At 45.4% G+C, this 20231-nt stretch carries 14 protein-coding genes; 3 read left to right on the top strand and 11 right to left on the bottom strand.

Annotated elements, in window-relative coordinates; genetic code table 11:
* Positions 1–9: 9 nt before the first annotated feature.
* From AC1DOV_RS18805 to AC1DOV_RS18795, 3 genes are all read right to left on the bottom strand, one after another.
* Positions 10–876, bottom strand: a complete 867-nt coding sequence (locus AC1DOV_RS18805; RefSeq protein WP_477550822.1) for a MurR/RpiR family transcriptional regulator — start codon at positions 874–876, stop codon at positions 10–12.
* A 101-nt stretch (positions 877–977) separates the two neighbouring features.
* Positions 978–1718, bottom strand: coding sequence for a glycerophosphodiester phosphodiesterase (locus tag AC1DOV_RS18800; protein WP_477511186.1), 741 nt, complete (start codon positions 1716–1718; stop codon positions 978–980).
* Positions 1699–2733 carry a phosphotransferase gene (locus AC1DOV_RS18795; protein ID WP_477550726.1) on the bottom strand — a complete coding sequence of 345 codons (1035 nt, stop codon included), beginning with the start codon at positions 2731–2733 and terminating at the stop codon, positions 1699–1701. Before AC1DOV_RS18795 ends, AC1DOV_RS18800 begins: the two co-directional genes overlap by 20 nt.
* A gap of 187 nt (positions 2734–2920) precedes the next feature.
* Here AC1DOV_RS18795 and AC1DOV_RS18790 point away from each other — a divergent pair, with 187 nt between their 5' ends.
* The 3 genes from AC1DOV_RS18790 (at position 2921) to AC1DOV_RS18780 (ending at position 8222) form a co-directional block, all read left to right on the top strand.
* On the top strand, positions 2921–4501 hold the full coding sequence (locus tag AC1DOV_RS18790; RefSeq protein WP_441882790.1) for an FAD-dependent oxidoreductase: 1581 nt from the start codon (positions 2921–2923) through the stop codon (positions 4499–4501).
* 179 nt (positions 4502–4680) lie between these two features.
* Positions 4681–7383 (top strand): glycoside hydrolase family 10-like protein, encoded by a 2703-nt coding sequence (locus AC1DOV_RS18785; protein WP_477550725.1) that lies wholly within the window; start codon positions 4681–4683, stop codon positions 7381–7383.
* A 23-nt stretch (positions 7384–7406) separates the two neighbouring features.
* Complete coding sequence (locus AC1DOV_RS18780) at positions 7407–8222, top strand: creatininase family protein (RefSeq protein WP_477511190.1); 816 nt, start codon at positions 7407–7409, stop codon at positions 8220–8222.
* Between the two features lie 63 nt (positions 8223–8285).
* On the opposite strand, the gene AC1DOV_RS18775 is transcribed toward AC1DOV_RS18780, so the two are convergent.
* From AC1DOV_RS18775 to AC1DOV_RS18740, 8 genes are all read right to left on the bottom strand, one after another.
* Entirely contained in the window at positions 8286–8834 is a 549-nt protein-coding gene (locus AC1DOV_RS18775; protein ID WP_477550724.1) for an SGNH/GDSL hydrolase family protein, read from the bottom strand.
* A gap of 150 nt (positions 8835–8984) precedes the next feature.
* Entirely contained in the window at positions 8985–11750 is a 2766-nt protein-coding gene (locus AC1DOV_RS18770; RefSeq protein ID WP_477550723.1) for an alpha-mannosidase, read from the bottom strand.
* Positions 11751–11840: 90 nt separating this feature from the next.
* The gene (locus AC1DOV_RS18765) at positions 11841–12794 is read right to left on the bottom strand and encodes a carbohydrate ABC transporter permease (protein ID WP_076270037.1); all 954 of its coding nucleotides are present in this window, start codon (positions 12792–12794) and stop codon (positions 11841–11843) included.
* 15 nt (positions 12795–12809) lie between these two features.
* On the bottom strand, positions 12810–13694 hold the full coding sequence (locus AC1DOV_RS18760; protein ID WP_076270038.1) for a carbohydrate ABC transporter permease: 885 nt from the start codon (positions 13692–13694) through the stop codon (positions 12810–12812).
* Positions 13684–16275, bottom strand: coding sequence for a DUF5696 domain-containing protein (locus AC1DOV_RS18755; protein WP_477550722.1), 2592 nt, complete (start codon positions 16273–16275; stop codon positions 13684–13686). Before AC1DOV_RS18755 ends, AC1DOV_RS18760 begins: the two co-directional genes overlap by 11 nt.
* Before the next feature lie 22 nt (positions 16276–16297).
* Positions 16298–18355, bottom strand: coding sequence for a YIP1 family protein (locus AC1DOV_RS18750; protein ID WP_477550721.1), 2058 nt, complete (start codon positions 18353–18355; stop codon positions 16298–16300).
* 17 nt (positions 18356–18372) lie between these two features.
* On the bottom strand, positions 18373–19245 hold the full coding sequence (locus tag AC1DOV_RS18745; protein ID WP_076270040.1) for a carbohydrate ABC transporter permease: 873 nt from the start codon (positions 19243–19245) through the stop codon (positions 18373–18375).
* A 4-nt stretch (positions 19246–19249) separates the two neighbouring features.
* Positions 19250–20134, bottom strand: coding sequence for a carbohydrate ABC transporter permease (locus AC1DOV_RS18740; RefSeq protein ID WP_256711010.1), 885 nt, complete (start codon positions 20132–20134; stop codon positions 19250–19252).
* Positions 20135–20231 lie beyond the last annotated feature (97 nt).

The following is a 20231-nucleotide window of genomic DNA, read 5'->3' as shown; positions in this document are numbered from 1 at the left end:
CCCTATCCATTAATACAGCTTGTCTACGACGGAGCGAGCCGTCTTCTCCAAAGCTTCTGTGGCATTATATTTCTTATGAGACAACAAATTGCACAAAATATCCAATAAATGTACCTGAGTAATTTTTGTTGACCAAGAACCGCCTTCGGTAGGCATCTCACGTGAGGGCACCAATAAAATGGTGTCAGCATGTGCTGTTATCGGAGAACGCATATGGCTTGTCAAACAAATGACCTCAGCTCCATTAGCTCTCGCTTGTCGCAGCGGATCTACCAGATCCCTCGTGCTCCCCGAGGTTGATATGCCAAACACCACTTCCCCTTTCTTCACAAGCGATGCAGACATGGCGATAATATGGGAATCCCTATGCGCCTCCACATTCATTCCAATTCGCATCAGCCTATAATGAAGATCAAGCGCTGTAATACCGGATGATCCTACTCCAAAAATATAAATTTTGTCCGCTGCGAGCATCCGATGGACTGCTTTCTCCAAATCCGCCGGATTGATTAGATCAAGCGTATTTTTCAGCATCATTTCGTTGCGAAGCGTAATCTTTCTTGCCTTCGTCAGTGTGCTGTCTTCTTCTTCTATTTCAACGGTCGAGTACGACGGACGGTTGACCAAATCCTGCGCAATAGAAAGCTTAAACTCTTGATAACCGCGGAAGCCTAACTTGCGGCAAAACCGAATAACGGACGTTTCGCCTACCCCCGCCTGCTCAGATAAATCGGTTACCGTCGCCATAACCGCTTCCTCGGGATTTGATTTCACATAGTCGGCTACTTTTTTTTCCGCTTTGGTCAAGGAAGTATATATACTCGAAATCAACAAAAGCGTATTGGATTGGTTAATTTTTTGACCTGCCATCTTCATCGTATCAGCTCGCTTCATAGTGTACTTATCTAAATAGTTAAATGATCTACTCATGGCTTACAATAAAGGTAATACCCTCAAAACATCCTGATCAATCCCTATCACTTCACATAATCAGGATAATCGGTAATAATGCCATCAACGTTAAGATCGAGCAATGGCGGCACTTCCGCTGCCGAACGAACCGTCCAAGGCGTCGTTTTTTTGCCTAATGCATGAATGGTATCTACGAAACTTTTTGTAACGAGATTCAAGCTCGGGTTCACATAATCCGCATACACAGCTGTTTCTTGAAGCTTCTCTGCCGTTACATCTTCAGACTGATAAACAAGCAAACCAACTAAAACCTGGGACATAATAGCACTAAATCGCTTCACAGAGCTCTGATCAAAAGATTGAACAATAATAGAAGCAGGATCTTCATCCAGCATGCCGTGAGCACGCAGCTCTTCGGCTAACTTCTGCTCTATCCCCGGATATAGCCAAGGCGCCTTAATCTCGATTAAGATACCGATTTTCCCTTTGCATAAGTCGAATACCTCTGATAGTGTTGGAATTCGTTCACCTTCAAATTTCGCATTAAACCAGCTTCCTGCGTCCAGTTCACTCAGCTGAGCCATCGTAAAGTCCAGCACCTTGCCTCTGCCATTACTCGTACGATCAACCTCTGTATCATGAATAACAACAAGCTGCCCATCCTTTGTAAGCTGAATATCCAGTTCCAAGAAATCAGCCTTCATCTCTATCGCAAGCTGAAAGGACGCCATCGTATTCTCGGGTGCATACCCGGCCGCACCTCGGTGGGCAATGACGATAATTTTTTTATTGATTGCTGGTTTCATTCTGATCCCTCTCCTCTATCCATTCCATCCACTCAACAATATTTGCTGACATTTCCTTTAAGGACGAGAAGGTCAACAGCACCTGCTCATTGCCAAGCTGCTGCTCCGGCTCACCGAAAATATCTTTGTGCAGTGAACGTCTCATATTGTACTCCATCCATTCGAGCATGCTGCCCATTCTGCCGTAGAAAGCTTCCTTCACATGCGTTAGCTCTGTCCCACCGGCCTTTTGATATGAGCCTAGCATCGTCATAAAAATCTCTTTATTGACGTGACCCGTATCAATCCCGCTCCAGCTTAAGGCAGCATCAAATAGCTCCATTGTTGGATTTGTTGAACCAGCTGCTTCCCAGTCAATAATATGCGGATGAAGACCGTCCTTCCAAACGACGTTTTTCGGATTCAAATCGCGATGGCTGAAGCACTGGCTATCGTTCAACATCTGGCTGGCTTGCTGATACTGATGATTCCATTCTAACAAGTCATTGAATCCAGCATCAATCTGCTGCGCCCATGGCGTCGCTGTCCTAAGTCCATCATCTATCAATTCCCTCAAGTAGTCCTGCCCGAAGGAAGTCCAGAGTGGGCTATGCTGCTCCTCGAATTTTAAGTTGTGAATCTTATGAAGCAAAGCTCCAATTATACTTGCGTGTTCCCTGCGGCAATCAGCGGGAGTAATGACAGCTCCATCAATCCAATCAAATAGCATAACATCCACACCAGAAACCTGAGTAATGATGTCATTATTAACTGTCTTTGCTAAGACGGCAGGTATACCTGCACTTGCTGCGGCTGCTGCAATACGCTCCGAGAGCAAATAGTTGGACAAGACACCTGCTCTTGACATAATTTCAGGGTTTAATATTTTCAAGGCGAATTGGCCTTCTGTTGTGCTGAGCTTCCACATGTGATGAAGCAAACCGCCAGTGACTGGACTTGGCTGAATGAGAGGCACTCCAATATCATAATGAATACAAAGACTCGTAACCCATTGCATACTGATATCTTGAGGCAATAGAATCCCTCCTCTTTCCTTCAATTGACTTTCACAAATTAAAATAATGTTCGGATATTGGCTTCATGGCCTGCCATAATTTTGAAAAAGATATTTTTTTTAATAATATCATAATTGGTGGATATAATCTCTATCTCGTGTTACGATATAGCAAATTTTCATTCAATTCTAGAAGGGCGGGACTCGAATGGAACAACAATCGATTACGGCTGACATCATTATACTTGGCGGAGGGCTTGGTGGATGCATGGCTGCACTATCCTCAGCTAAGTTAGGCATGAAGGTGATTGTTACGGAAGAAACAGATTGGATTGGCGGGCAGTTGACTAGTCAAGCCGTTCCTCCCGACGAGCATCCTTGGATTGAAAGCTTCGGCTGTACCCGTACATATCGTGAGTTTCGCAACCGTATTCGCCGTTATTACAAGGAAAACTATCCCTTAGTAGAAGACGCCAAAAATAATGATCGCCTAAACCCAGGAAACGGCTGGGTCAGCCGACTTTGCCATGAACCAAAAGCCGCGCTTCATGTGCTTGAGACTATGCTTGCTCCTCATATCAGTAGTGGAAAAATAACTATTCTACTCGGCTATCATTTAGAGTCCTCTGAAACAAACGAAGACTTGATTGAATCTGTCCTTATCAAACATATCACCTCAGGTGAAATGAAGAAGCTGCATGGCTCCTACTATTTGGACGCGACCGAATGCGGCGACCTTCTTCCTCTTGCCGGTGCAGAGTATGTATCAGGAGCTGAAGCAAAAGCTGAAACAGGAGAACCGCATGCGCTCGAACAGGCCGATTCCCTTGATATGCAATCCTTTACGTATGTTTTTGCTTTAGATCACATGGAGAATGCAGATTATACGATTGAGAAACCAGAGCAGTATGACTTTTGGCGAAGCTTCATTCCTGCGCATTCACGCTTCCCGCTGTTCGGCTGGAAAATGGGAGACATTCATGACAAGGATCAGGACAAAGAAATCATCTTCATGCCCGATGGGAAAGAACCCATGCCCTTCTGGACTTACAGGCGCATTATTGACCGTTCTTTGTTTAAAGAAGGCTCGTTTGAAAGCGATATCACTTTAATTAACTGGGCACAAAACGATTATTATTTAGGACCTATTTATGAGGTAACTGAGGAAGAAAAACAAAAACATTTGAAGAGTGCGCGTCAGCAAAGTCTATCGCTCGTTTATTGGCTGCAAACGGAAGCACCGCGTCCAGATGGAGGCATTGGTTATCCCGGCCTTCGACTTCGCGGTGACATTGTTGGAACAGAAGATGGTATTGCCAAACATCCTTATATACGGGAATCTCGCAGAATAAAGGCGAAATATACGATTACGGAGCATGATGTCAGCCTCGAAATCAGGGGGGATCAAGGGATCAAACGATATGAGGACAGTGTAGGCGTCGGAAGTTATCATCTAGATCTCCACACAACAACAAAATCCAATCGCGGCTTCTACATTCCCAGCTTGCCTTACGAAATTCCGCTCGGAGCCCTCCTCCCCGTTCGGATGAAAAATTTGCTCCCTGCCTGTAAAAATATTGGCACCACTCAAATTACAAACGGCTGCTACCGACTGCATCCAACCGAATGGAACATCGGTGAATCAGCAGGTTATTTAGCCGCTTACTCCATTATAAATCAAGTCACCCCGCATGAAGTACGAGAAAATAAGCTGCATCTGGAAGCTTTTTTAACGCTTATTCAAAATCAAGGCATTGAGACGCATTGGCCAGAAAATTTGAAGCGATAGTTTGAAAATAAAAATATTATCCTCTTTTTATAAAATTTATGGAAAAACAATCCGCTTGCTGTTACACTACTGCTAGATAAACAATCCATCATGAACATGAACAACTACTTTATCCGAAAGGCGGTGAAGTGTAAGGTTCTGTTTTATGCGTACAAATGAGAAGATTCGAGGTGTATGCCATGATGACCAAACGATTGTTTAATCTCGTTCTTTGTGTTGCCCTTCTTCTGATCAGCATTTCTTCAACCGCCTTCTCAGAGCCCGCTTCTCCTGACCAGCCATCCATTACGCTTGAGGACGGCACAAACCACATCGTTGACCTCATTAATCAAGAGAGTCAAGACAACAAACTCATGATATTTACCCGCAGCTACGGAACCACAACAAAACCTCCGCTCGTTCCGACAACAGAAGCCATCATTACAAACGATATCGTTACAGCCATATATACAAACAGCACTAACGGCACTTATATTCCTGCTAACGGATACGTCATATCTGGAACGGGAAACAAAGCTTCATTGATCAGCGGCTTCAAGATTGGAGATTCCATTACAACGAGCTTTCCTATATCGGTTTATCCAGCCCAATATTTTACCGTTAATGAAGAGATCGTTCCAATTACTCAGGTTAATGCAGGGCGCGGAGCGGCGGATATCGTTCTGTATTTGCCAGAATACGGCCCTGCAACAAAAACAAATCCTTGGGGCATGGAGATCACCGTTGACGGAGGTTCCGTTACGCGAATAGCAACGATGACGCAGGATACTACCGGCAATTGGCTCGATAACAACTCATCCATTCCTGCAAGTGGATACGTTCTCTCTATTCAAGCTGAAAGTCCGTTTTTTGCCAAATTAATTGGAACTGTGCGGATTGGAGATGCCGTTGAATTGAATATGAACAATGAAGTGTTAGTTGAAGCCTCCAAAATAGGATACGACGCCTTAAATCCGCGAACGAGAGAAGATAATCCCGGAGGCTGGGATGACGGCAGCAATGAACCATACCCCGGACACCGCGGAACGGATCAGCTCATTATTTACGACAACAGCTATGGCGCAGCAACGGGAACGAATCCTTGGGGATACGAGGTTGTCGTAAACTCGGAAGGCAAGGTCACGCAGGTGAGCGGCAATAATTCTACCATTCCAGCTGGCGGATATGTCATATCCGGGCATGGCGTCAAAGCAAGCTGGCTAAGCGAGCATGTATCCATAGGCAGCAGCTTCAAGCTGCTCACGGATAAGAAACAAGCGTTATTTCTGTTCACGCCAGAATCCTATCTGGATAAAGCGCAAATAGGAATAGATGCCGCGAAGCAAAAGCTTATTCTCTCCAAGCAGCAGTTTCTAGACATTAACTATAACGGTATGGAACAGCAAATTACATCTGCACAAGCAGCATTGGTCGATTTGAAAAGCCAGATTGCACAAGGTGATTTCGCTTCCTTCACGGTCCAGTTCGCAGAGCTGAACGCACGGGTGGAGAAAGCCAGCTTCATGGGCTATGAATCCCGCGCTGTAGACCATCGATCCATTTGGATTCGTCCGAAGGAAACGAATCTCGAGCAGGTTCAGCAGCATATTGCGAAGCTTCACGCTTTAAATATCAACTCCATTTACTTAGAGACGTGGTGGAATGGCTTTACGATTTACCCAACGAGCCATCCGCTAGCTGCTCAAAATCCGATTTATGGCGGTTTTGACGTATTGAACGCCTATATAACAGAAGCCAAAAAAGCAGGCATCGAGGTTCATGCGTGGGTCGAAAACTTTTTGGTAGGCGTCGGCAGTATGGCAGGTCCCGTCAGAAGCCTTAAGCCGGAATGGTCCATGATTAGTAGACAAGGCCATGATTATCAAGACGTTCCACTTTACAACACCCAGTACTATTTCCTCAACCCTGTAAGGCCTGAAGTACGGGACTTTGTTTCTGAAATTTATAAGGAGCTGCTTCAGAAATATAAAGTAGACGGCTTGCATTTGGACTATATTCGTTATCCCGATGCAGGTGATTACACGAACGATTTTGGTTATGACTCTTATACGCGCAATCTGTTCAAGCAGAAGCATGGCGCAGATCCGATCGACCTTCGTCCCGGCGACAACCTTTGGCAAGCGTGGGTTGATTTTAGAAAAAATACGATTAATGAGTTCGTATATCGGATCTCCAGTGAAGCCAAAAAATTGAAGCCGGATATCCGAGTCTCCGCAGCCGTATGGCCGAACTACGTGAATGGGCCAGAGTTCATGCACCAAGAGCCAAAGGACTGGATTGCCAAAAACTATATCGACCAGCTCTTTCCGATGTCCTATCATCCAGACGCTTCATCTGTTGCCACTGATTCCTTAAACTCCGTTACACTCGCAAACAACAAAGCGCTGATCGTCATTGGTGTCGGAACGAATCTTGGCTTAACGAAGGAGATGCTGCTTAAACAAATAAACGACTCCGTCGCAGTAGGCGTCTCCGGCTCAGCTTTGTTCGAATTTGAATCGTTGTTTGGAAATGAATATGACAAGGCGCTTTTAGCAGGGCTCTACAGCAAACCCGCCATCGTGCCAGACAAAGATGTTTTAACATCCTTCAAAACGATCATTTCCGAAATGCAGCGCAAAATCAAACAGATTTATGTCCCGTTCAATGGGATGGATAACGATAAGAAATATGTAAAAGAGCTGGAGCAGCTTGAAAAAAGCTGGAAGGATAAAAAATCAGTTGGCAAGGACGCCAAAGAAGCACTTAAGAAAATAGAGAAGCTTCTGGAGCGTATCGAATCGGATCGTGCTTTGAACGTAGAAGTTAAAAAACGAATGGCTGCGGATCTTAATTATTTGGAAACCATTATTCTCGTTTACGTATCCAAGGCAGCGCACTAAACAACACAGAGAGGACCAACTGTATGTTATGGGAAAACTTAACCGTCAAGGAATTTGAGGCGGCCGTGAAGTCAACGAACCGAGTCTGTGTGCTGCCGATCGGCTGTCTTGAAAAGCATGGCGATCATCTTCCCCTCGGAACGGATATGATGATCGCTAGAGAAATTGTAGAGAAGTCAGCTCAATTAGAGTCCTGTGTTATTTTTCCTTATTATATTTTCGGCCAAGTATCCGAGGTGAAGCATTACACAGGCACAGTTGCTCTTGGCAGTGAGCTGCAGCTGCGCCTCTTGCAGGAAGTGTGCAAGGAAATTAGGCGCAACGGCTTCAACAAAATTATTTTGGCCAATGGGCACGGCGGCAATAACAATCTGCTGAGCTATTTCGTCCAAACGATGCTTGATGAACGCAAGGATTATGTTGTGTACGCCTATAATCTATGGGAATTAAATGCCGAGCAGCTTGCTCATCTTGATCAATCCTATGAAACGCCAGATGACTATGGGCATGCCGATCATATGGAAACATCGCAAATTCTTCATATTAATCCGTCTCTAGTCCATATGGACCGTTTGAATCCAGGCGAGTGGGAGTCCAAAGGTCTTGGACGAACGCTAACGGAGCATAGGTTGTCCGCTGGCATCCATTGGTATATGGAGTTCCCAAATCAGATTGCGGGCGATCCTTCATTGTCGACGGCAGCGTATGGTAAGGAGTATATTTCAATGTGCGCAAGCAACTTCGCCAAAGCTATACACGCTTGCAAAAATGATGAAGCCTCTTTGCAGCAGCAAACCGCTTTTTTTGATCGATGCGACGATGTGAACCTTATCCGTTAAAACAAGAAATGGCAGTCCGGCCTAGCTACAGGCTTTGGACTGCCATTTCCTTTACTCCTTACATTACAAATATTGATGTATGTGCTCGATGACTTTCTCCGCGCATCTACGATTTCCTCGTTCAGATAAGTGCAAACGGTCCTCGCAAATATGTAACGCTAGATCTTCTTTTATGGTAGCGTTCAGATCATTTATTTGTATGCCTAGGCTTTCCATCAGCTTTACAGCTGCCGCATTGTATAAATCAATCTCTGCATTGCTGCGCCCAATCGCATCGGCTGGAACAGGCGTCGTTGTTGCAAATATGATGTTTGCACCCGTTCTTTGCAGCTCATTCGCCGTCCGTTTAAGCGTTTCCAAATATTCTTCTAATGAAGTGAGTGCCTCGACCATTGGCGCTTCATGATGCAAATCCCATAATCCGTTGTTCCAATGAACGATATCTGGTTTGCCCAGATCTCTAATCCACAAGTTAACTCCCCATAACGTATGTTTCGCAAATCTGCCGTTCTCCTCAGGTGCAACAACCTCTGCCGTTTCATTCAAAGCCTCGCGCACAAGCGGTTCATAGCCCATTCGGATCGAATCTCCGAGCAGCAGTACTCTTTTCATCCGTAACACCTTCCCCTTGTTTTCATAATATTTGCCCATGCCGCAAACTTGATGCTTACGTCCATGTCATCCTCATCCCTCTTGAAATATAGCACACCCCCAACCGTTTCTCAAAGACAGTTAGGGGTGTGTTATACTCCGTATGCTAATTTACAAAGAAACATCTAAACTAAGCGTAATGATTTCAGCGGGACGAACCACCATTCGGCCAAGCTCTGACTCCTCCAGCCTCTGCTCCATAACGCTGCTGCGATGTGCTGCGTTCACGCCCAGCGTAGGGTATACGCTTAACGTTTGCTCATCTCGTGATAAATTATACCAGCGCGCAATCAAATCCCCAGTATTCTCCGATACCTTAAGAGCAGACAAACATAGTTTGTCACCCTCCCATTGCATAAAGGAAAAACGGCTTGGAAGCCCGCCCTCATGTGTACCCGTCTGCTTTACTATCCATGGAACTTGGTATTGATAAGCTTCCTTCATCGATGCCATAGCTCCATGTCCAATGAACTCCGACTTTGCATGTTGATTCTCCACCGGAAAAGGTATAATTTCAAGCTTAACCGTATGCTCGCCGAGACACTGCGCCTCAGGGGTCGGGAAGTATCCCCAATCACCTAGCTCTCCCACCGCACGCAGCAAAGTAACCGCAATGGTATTGTTTTCATCTTCATCTCGCAAAACTTCATATTCATTTAAACCAAGGTTGGCGATCGTAACACCCTGTTTCTCGCCAATCAACGTCACAAAAGCTTGCTGATGCTGACAATTGCTTGGGTTTCTCCATTCCTCTGAAGGGGTATTATCCCGCTCCACCACTTCAAAGATTGAATCTGCCAAGTGAGTCTGCGAATGAAAGTCTACTGGGAACAACATACGCAAACGATGGTCAAGAGCCTCGTTGTTAAAGGTGGTTTCTATTTGCAATGCTTGCCCGTTTTTGTTAAGTGAAACCTTCGTCTTAATCGTAAAAGGAATGAGTATATCTGACCTGCCTGATTTTCGTCCAGTAAACCAAATCAGCTCTTCTCTCTCCTGCTGCAACAGCTCTTCTGCCGACTTTGGGATTAACATTTGGTGCGTAATTTCAAAGCTGGCTTGAAAAGGTGTATCTTCCGTTATACGTATTTCGGCTCGAAGACCTCTCGTTGTCAGCGGGACGTCACCGTTTGGCTGGCGGTACATATACTCATTACCGATGTCTCCTGTATCTTCATATATACACTGATTGCGTAGCACTTCATTCGAACGATGATCAACAATAGTCAAGGAACCGTCATCAGCGATCGTTACGGTCAAATAATCATTGCCCATCTCTCGTTCATTCCTAATTAGAGAGCCTTCTTCAGCTTGAAGCTGTTTAGAGTAGTCATTTCTAATCAGCGCATAGGTTTTGTAGCCAAGTGCTGGCACACCGTGCGCCTCAAATTGAATACGTACTTTTCTAGCAAAATAAGGCTGACGGAACTGATCCTCAGGCAAATCGTATCCGAATTGTACGCCTAGATCTTCTATGCTGCTGGAGACCTTGCTGCCCTCTGACTCCACGAGGTATAGACCTGCTAAATCAATTTCCTTCAGTCGCTGCTTCATCGTATAGAAATCTATTCCACTATTGAAATAGATGCGCTCGATCTCAACATCAGTGGTAACAATACCAGAACGCAGCCAGCCCGTTGTATTAACAACAACGAGTGAAGAAGCAACCTCTCCAAAGGAAGCGAATCCGCTTGTGTCTACCTTCGAAGCGACTTCGGATAAACTGTCTTCGATTATGCTTTCGGCGACATGCTTGCTTTTGGCAAAACGGGTCACCATCTCTGCATGGACCTCATCGACACTGCATCCGCAAATGCTGTCATGCGGATGGTTTTGCATCAATGTTTTCCAAGCATAAGTGAATAGATGATGAGGATAAGCATGGCCTGTCAAATAAGCAAAGGCTGCTATCGGTTCGGCCACTTTCTCTAGCAGCGCCTGGCCTGTTTGGTTCATTTGCTTTAGATAGATTCGCGAAGATGCAGTATTAACTAGCGTCGACCAGCCATCGGTATGCTGGCTTCTTAGTTCACCTTTGACGACGGACAATTTCTCAGGAAGCGATGCGGTTACCGCCCCAATATAATCTTCAAAATTCGAATGGACAAATTGATATTCCGGAAATAGCTGCTGCGCTGTCGCAATAGCTTGTGCTACATCCGTCTGTACCGGCTGATGATCGCAGCCATTCATCATGAGCCAGTGGGGCGTTGAAGCATACTCGGCGACATCCTTTAATTTACCCTGCCAATAAGCACCGGCAGCTTCAGGATCAGTTGGAATTTCATTGCCGTTGCTGTACCAATTGGCGAACAGAATGCCGATCACTCTTGAGCCGTCAGGAGCCTCCCAAATCATCTCGGAGAACGGTGATTCGTAGGCTTTCGTTTGAGAAACCTCATTATTAAAGCCAGTTGGCTTCACACCGCGTCCGAACACAGAATTCTCGATCCCTGCTTGCAGCATCAGCTGCGGTGCTTGCCCAATGTTCCCGAACGAATCCGGAAAATAACCCACCTTTGCAACTTTGCCGAACTGTATAGCATCTCGGTGTCCATAAACGAGATTGCGTACATTTGCTTCACCGCTCGTCAAAAATTCATCCTGCAAAATATACCACGGTCCAATATGAATGCGTCCTTCGCGAACATACTGCTCAAGCAGCGCTCTTTTTTCCGGACGAATTTGCAAATAGTCTTCTAATATAATCGTCTGGCCATCAAGATGGAAGCTTTTGAAATCCGAATCTCGCTCCAGCGTCTCAAGCAAACGGTCGATAAGCGCAATTAATCTAACATGGTGCTTCTCATATGGCAAGTACCATTCCCTGTCCCAATGGGTGTGTGAAATGATATGAACAGTAGTAGATGATATCAAAGTATCCTTCTCCATTCTCTGTTTGGGATGAAAGCAAAGACGCTGCTCCACGTGCTTGCCTAATGCCGATTAATGCTCACTTTGCTTGCGTTAGCCTACGATGCCTGTACGCTCTACACTTTCGACGAAATAGCGCTGTACGAACAAGTACATGATGATAAGCGGGAGCATAAGCAGGAGAACGCCTGTATTCAGCAGCATGGATTGATACACAAGATCGGGTTCTTTGCCAAGCACAGAGCCCATATCTGCTAACTGAGTTGACAATACTTTTACTTTGCTGAGAAACAACGAGACATAATAGCTGTCATTCCACTGCCATACGAAGGAGAACAGCACAACCGTAACGATAGCAGGAACGGCATTCGGCAGCATGATCTTATAGAAGGTTTTAAAAACACCTGAGCCGTCAACAACGGCCGCTTCTTCAATCTCCTTCGGAATGCCTCGGAAAAATTGCCGAAAAATATAAATATAAAGACCGTTTTTGAGCCCCATTCCCGTAGCGGATGAAATTAGGAAAGGCCAAAAGGTATCAATTAGATTAAAGCTGTCCCTCTTCGAAAACAAACCTACTAAACCGAACATATCAAAGTACCTATACGTTAAATATAGCGGAATCATAATCGTCTGCGGCGGTACAACAATGGTGAATATAACGAATCCAAAGAGGATGCCGCTGCCTTTGAACTTCAACTTTGCAAAAGCATATGCCGCTAGCGCACAGGATGCGAGTTGAATGGCAGTCGTTCCCGCCGATATCAAAAACGTATTCAGTAGAGTAGCCCAATAGTGGGTCGCTTCCATCGCAATTTTAAAATTGTCCAACGTGAAGTTTCTAGGAATCCACAGCACCGTCGGATCATAGATATCAATTTTGTTGCGGAATGCGACCGAGAAACGAAGAAATAGCGGAAATAATATAATAAAACAAAAACCAGAAACGAGTACTGACCTTAGCAACGTCCATAACAATCGCTTCGATCTCTCGACCGGATTATAGTGGCGGTGAAACCTTTCCGCGTGAATGGCCGGCAGCTTCATGGCCTCTCCTCCTTCTCAATCGTAGTAAAACACTTTTCTCGAAATGATGCCCGCTGATAGGCTAAGTACTATTGCGACAACGATAAAATACACCCAAGACATCGCTGCGCTCTGCCCGAACTCAAACGTTTTGAATGCCGTTTCCGAAATAAGTGCGTTAACCGAATTGTTATTGAATGAATCAATAATGGAATAAATTAAATTCGTCAGAATAAGCGGCGTCATCATTGGGAATGTAACTTTCCAGAAAATCTCATAGCCCGTTGCCCCCTCAATTCTTGCAGATTCGTACAGTGAGGGTGAAATGGATTGCAAGCCCGCAAGAAAGATAAGAATTTGGACACCGGAGGAGCTAATAATTTCATAGATTCGGTCAACCGCATCCGAAATATAATTTACGAATACAGGCGCCAAGCCGGACTCCATCATCATCTTTTTCAGCTCGAAGCTCTGCATAAGGTTTCCGCTTCCGCTAGATGATGAAGAGCTTCCAACAAAGCTGCTAATGTCCATATTGGCTATAGCCGCAGATGCTAGAATGACGGGTAGAAAAAAGACTGCCCTTGCCATCGCTCTTCCTCTGAATTTCTGATTCAGCAGCACCGCTGCAAAGAGACTGAATACGATGATGATTGGCACATTAACGATCATATCTGTAACCGATTCAGTCAGCCTGCGTGGAAAATCTGCATTTGTCAGAAATAAATGACGAAAGTTTGCGAAACCCTCATACTTTACTGCGAAGCCGCCTTCAACCAAACTTATTGAGCTTAAGCTGAATCGTAAGGATTGAATGAGCGGCATGATAAACAGCATGACTAATCCCAGCATTAATGGCGTGGCGAACAGCACGCCGCACCATGCTTTTTTCTGCGCCAAGGTCAATGGCTTATTGAACATCTGCCTCACCGCCTACCTGATAACTTTGAGCTGCAAGCTGCATGCCCTCTACTGCTATCGCCTTATTATTGTAGTTGATCGTAATGACATAACCGTTCTGAAATGTCGTTTCCGCGACGCCCGGCACGATTTGTCGATGCTTCACAATGACCTGATTCCGAACCTTCGACAATACGCCATTCGCTTCCTTATAGAGCTGCACCGCTTCATCTAGCCAATCTTTGTAGTTCAAAGCATAAAGATTATCGTAGTCGGTGTCCTTCACTTTCGTTGAGTCACTGGCGTACCATTGATAATATAAGCTCGAGCCCGTTTCCAGCGCCTTCAGCATCGATAGACGAGGATTTTGTTTATCATCCATGTTGTAAGGTGAGCCAGCCAAATCATAATAGCCATGCAATGCAATTTGATAAAACGGAATATCCTGATCTGTAATATTCATCAGACTGCTCTTGGTCGGTGCGTTTACGATTACATCTGCATAAGGCAAGCTGTATGCATTGCCGCCATTCACCATGATCGATTGCGCCTGAAGGCTCAGCTTATTTGTCTGTGTCTTAATCATTTCCAGCGCTTCCTGACGGGTTATCGTTTTATCCGGATTGTAATCGGAATTGACCTGATTTCCCATATCTCTTAGCGATAGTCCCTGCAGGCCGAGCGCTTTGTAATCCGCCAGAAAACCGTTTATTTGCTTCGGCAGCGCAGCAGGCGATAAGATATAGTGGGAAAATTTTGAAGTATCCTGATCGTACATAACCGGATTATATTGATAAACCTTTGCTTCTCCGCGATCAAGCCATGTAGCCGATCCGCTGGAACCTTTGTATTTTTCCAAAAAGGCTGTATCCGGGTAGAAGCCGATCCCGTTTTTCTGTGCAAAATCAGCTAGCTCACGAAGCCCTTCTTTGCCTCCCAGCTTATTCACGACTTTGATACTTGCTGGCGAGCTGTGCCGAATACCATCATTAAACCACCCGACATAACGTAAATCGATATGGTCGATATCCGTATCCATCAGCTCTTGCAGCAAGTTTTTCGCTTCAGAAAAGCTGGTTAGCGATTGTGTTGCTTCATACGGAATTCCGAGGAATGATTTATCTACCCGGAATGCTCCTATCAGCTCCATCACAAACGGCGAATCCTCGACTTTATCCAGCTTTTGTATATTGAATTTTTGGATTAAGTAATTGCGATATTCAGCAGCCATTCCTACATAATCGGAGGTTTCACCGCTAAGAAAGGAATATCTTATGGATAAGTCGCCGTCATACCTTTTCTTTTGGAACATCGGCACAGAGCTTGTTTTTGTCCCCGACGTAAGCGTGTAAAAGTCCATGGATGAAATTTGAAACTTGCTGCCAACGGTATTATAGGAGTCATTTCGTCCGCTTACATCTGCTGTAATGCTTGCCATCGCATCACCATTTTCAATGATCCCAAACAAAGCATGGTCGGATCGCTTAAGACCAAATACCGGCAGCCTTGTCATCTCATTCGTCTGTATTTTTTCTTTCACATTGTACGTACCGTCATTGCCGTACACAGGCAAATTGTAGGGTTCCGCTTGGTGCTTTCCGCTGTTCAGCTCGATTAGAGCGCCAGCGCCGTCAGGCACGAACAAGTATCCCGATTCCTTCACACCAGCAGCGCCAAAATGTTTAAGCACCTGTACGCTGGCAATTGGATACTCCGCATTGAATTGCAGCTCCTTGCCCGGAATCGTTACGACAAGCTGCTCATTATCCAGCGTATACTGAATTGGAATCGTAAATTCTGCCCTTGCGGCTGATGCAGCGTCGGCTGCGCCGTTCTCTTCGTTATCCTGCTGCGCATCCTCTGCTGTGTAGCCCGCAGCTTCGAGTGCCGCAGAGATTTCCTCCGCTACGTAATCCTGCAGCTTGCGGACGACATAAATTTGTTTTGCCTCATCGAAGCTGAATTTGTATTCAACACTTTTCCTCAACTCTTCATCGGCAATCTGATCCAAGATTTGCTCTTGAAATCTTTTTTTGCTGATTACCTTTGGAATGTTAGCGAAACCTTTGGCAATATTGCCTAGTCGATAAACGACTTTGATCCCGTTCTCTTCGTCCGTTATTTCAAATTGCTGCTTTGCGACGCTATCGTCATAGCTGTTGAAAGCATTGACCTGCCCTTTTTCATTGTAGTAAGTAAGCAGCACCTGTGAGGATAGCTCTGAATGGTACAAAGGCGAAGCTTTCTGATCCTCGCTTCTCTCAACCGGGTTTGAAAACCAGACGTAGCTGTCGCGCTTGTCCTTTAGGGCAATTTCTGCTGTTTCACGGTTGATATAGAGCTGAAGCGCGTCATTTTCTTTCACTAATTCCATCGCCGACAACGCTTGCAGCTCCTTATCCGTGTTGACCGCAGTTGATTTACGTCCTGCTCCAATCACCCGGTCTTCCTGCTGATCAGAGACGGCCTCGGCTTCTTTTGTACCGAGGTTTATCTGCGCTCCAGCTTCTTCCTTCTTGCTGCAGCCTGCCGCACTTGCAGCAACAACGCTCGCAAGCAGTGCCGCGAACAGGATGCTGGACATCTTCCTCTTACCTGTCACGACCATCTCTCCTTCCCGCACGCTACAATCTGAACGATAATTCCTTATAGACAGAAATGGCGAAGCTGATCATCTGCTGGAGCATGCTGAATAATAATACCCCGATAAAAACAATAATTCCGATGACAACGAGTGTAAGCAGCATCGTAATAACCGTTTTCCCAGCTGAATATTGATGCACCGTCATCGTACCTGTGAACAGCAGCCATGCTGACCAGATCAGGGCAACCCCATCAAGCAAATAATAGAACGAGCTTTCGCTGCCTGTAATTAAATTGCTGTACAGCGTTTGAGGCAAATAAATGATAACTAATGGCATCATCGCATAAGCAGTCGCCATCACAATTTCCTTGAATTTACCTTCACCATCCATCAAGGTCGTTAAGGACCAGTTCGCAACACACCACAGAACAAATGGCAATACGATAAAAGTTAATTCGTTCAAGCTGTTCAATTGGCTTGGGTTGTTGAAATTGACGACGAAGCCGCTGTATTGCCGCTTAATAATGGTGAAGATGACAAGCAGAAACACAATGCCGAAAGCGAGCTTGAGCCTGCCCTTTTGCTCGTATTTCATTTCCCAGAAGCCATTAAAGGGATGCATCATCGTGTAGAAAGGATTTTTGATAATGCCGAACTCCTGAAAGTGCTGGCCATTCACCTTTCTCCGATTCCACTTCATGAGGGCAAAACCAAGTACAACAGCTAGTGCAACAACGAGAACAATAGTGCCGAAATGCGCCAGCACGATGCTTTTTCGATAACCCTTAAAGGCTTCGGAGTAATACTCCCTGTTGTTCCCAAGCTTAAAATAAGACATCGCCTCATGATATTCGCCTTTTTTGAGCAGAGATTTGCCGATGCCTAAATAGGCCACCTCCACATTTCCGTTTAGCTGAAGCACCTTCTCCCAAGCGGCTGTGGATTGCTCTGTTTTGCCATGATAAAGCGAAATAACGGCTTCCCTAATCAAGCTGCCATAGCGGGTTGGCTCAAATACGGTCAATCGTCCGTTATCTTTATCCAGCACAAGTATATGATCATCCATAATTTCAATGGCAGAGGGGGTACGGAAATTCTCCTGCTTGCTTCCTAATCCTCCAAACACGTACAGCAGATTTCCATCCTTGTCGTAAGTAAATATCCGTCCCCGCTTAGAATCAAGCGCAATGTACATGCCTGCTTGATCCGCAGCCACATCGATGAATATGGAGCTGCCCGGATTGGTCCCCGTCTTCAGAGTGCCAATATCACCCTTGGGCGGAAAATAACCCTTGCTCCGCAAAATATCAGCTCCCGATGGATTCAGCCGTTTGATCGGCCGGTTCGAATCCTCTTCTGAGGTTGAGGTGTAGATGAACCCGTCCTCATCAAGATCGAGATTGTTAAATTCAAGCGGTATGAACTGCTCCATTTGCTGTCTCTGTGCTTTGGTCGATATCCGTTTCCAGAACAGATCAATCGGGCTGAACTTTACGCGGTTCGTTCCAATAAAGCCGATAAACTGCCCTTCATCGTCAAACTCCATCATTCCTTCATAAGATCCTCGGCTAACGACTAATATTCGCTTCGCTTTATCAACGGCCACCTTAATTGGCGCGTACTGAAACCCTGGCCGCAGCAGCGTTGATTTAGGCTCGCCTATTGCTCGTATGAACTTACCCGCGGTATCAAATACGACAAGTCTTCGGTTGAGTGTATCTGCCACATAGATGAGACCATCGTTTGTGCCAAATACCCCCTCCGGCTTATTCAGCGCATCTTCTTTTCCTTCATTATCAAATTTGGAAATGACCAGTTCTTCTTGAAATTCCTTGTTCAATATAATGATTCGGTTATTGCCCGTATCCGCAATGTATATTCGCTCATCCTTGCCAACGAACATATCCATTGGCGAAGCAAGACGTCCACTGCTCCAGTTGTCACCGTAAATGACTTGCTCCATTTTGTATGCATTCGGCGAGGGCACAGCATCTCCCCAATAGGAATACTGATAGGTATCTATTGCGGCTTCTGCAACAGGAGCGGCCGCACCGATCATGAGCGATGCGATAAATAACGCGGCGATGATTCTCTTCATCCGTTGCTTCCCTCCTGTTATTCCTTCAAGCCTGATGTAGACATGGTTTGAATAATATTGCTCTGCGTTACGATAAATACGGTGATCGGCACAAGCATCATCAGCAGTGTTACTGCAGCTACCGGTCCTGTCCTAACAAGTCCTCCGCTTGCGATTTGGCCAAAAACGTAATCTACCGTTTTTAATTGCTCGCTGTAAATATATTTGTGGCTCGTTACTGAGCCATTTGTCCATAAGCTTTGCAAGGAGAAAATGATTAACGTCAGCCAAGCTGGCTTAACGATCGGCATAATAATTTGCCAATAAATTCGGTATTCGCTCGCTCCGTCAATTTTGGCTGCTTCTAGCAGAGCATCCGGGATTTGCTCCATGAATTGCTTCATGAGATACAATCCTAGAGTCATGCCGAAAGCAGGCAGCAAGATCGCCCAATACGTATTAATCAGACCAAGCCACGATATGATCATGTAGTTCGGCACTTGTGTAACGTAGGCGGTAAACATAAGGGAGAGTACCACGAGCGAGAACAACACTCGTTTCCCCGGGAATTTAAGCTTGGCAAGAGGGTAAGCCGCTGCCGAAGCAAAAATGACATGCCCCACGGTGCCCACGATAGCAATGAAAAAAGTATTGAATACGTATCTTGAGAAGGGCACCCACGAATCACTAAATATACCCAGCAAATCTCTGAAATTTTTGAAAGTAGGATTTCGAACGAACAGCTTTGGAGGAAAGGAGAAAATTTCATCCAACGGCTTAAACGCGTTGCTGATTGTGAACACAAGCGGCAATGCCATAAAACAAGCGACGCCGCCAAGCAGCAGAAACAGCAGTATATCGACTGACAAGGAACGATTCAGCCTCTTTGACACTTTAAAAGATCGTTTCATCCCTCTACTCACCCACTTTTCCCAGCAGCTTCTGCGTTAAGAGATTTGTAAGGAGCATGATACTGAACAATACCGTGGCAATTGCCGACGCATAGCCCATCTCATACCGAATGGAGCCGTAATCAACCAAATGTGTAACAATGGTGTGTGCTGCGTAATCCACACTTGGGAAACCGATCATATAGATGGAGATCTCTGCGATGGAGAACGCCAACGTAATTTGAATAACCGCGCCAAACATCAGCTGTGGACGCATAGCAGGCAGTGTTATGAACCATAATTCCTGCCAGCGGTTGCGAATGCCGTCAATGCTTCCCGCTTCGTACAGGGTGCGATCTACATTTTGCAGCCCTGCGATAAAGGCTAGAAAGGATGTGCCGAGACTTAGCCATAGCTGAACGAGAATGAGAATACCCAGCACATACCTCGTATCTTGCAGCCACTGAATCGGCTCCATAATGAAGCCCCACTTCATTAGAAAGGAGTTCGCATAACCATAAGAGTCGCTTGCGAACAATAGCTGCCAAATCAAATAGGTATTGCCCGCAATCGATGGCGCATACAAGACGAGCGTAAGAAAAGCTCTTATCTTCGGCCTTAGTTCGTTAATAAGCCATGCAAATAAGAAGCATGCCAAGTAACTAATCGGCCCCGTAATGGCCGCGAACAAAAACGTGTTTTTTACCGCAATCAGAAAAATATCGTCTTGAACGAGTAATCTTGAATAGTTTTGCCAGCCAATCCACCTAGGCTTCTCAAGAAAATTAAAATTCGTAAAGCTAAGCAGCAGCGATAATAGCACAGGGAGTACAGTAAATGTGCAGAAAATAATAAAGTATGGTGCCAGTAGCACATAGGCGTGTTTACTTTTTTTCATTTCAACAAACATGCGCGTTAATTTTGGCTTCAGCTCTTTCCCGTGAGCTAGAATACGTGAATCGCCTTTCCCCCTCGTTACGGGGCGGGCTGCTAACTGCTGTTTCATT

This window comes from Paenibacillus sp. 01T47, from assembly GCF_056398245.1.
The sequence above is the reverse complement of the archived record's forward strand: the minus strand, read 5'-3'. Positions and strand labels throughout refer to the sequence as shown.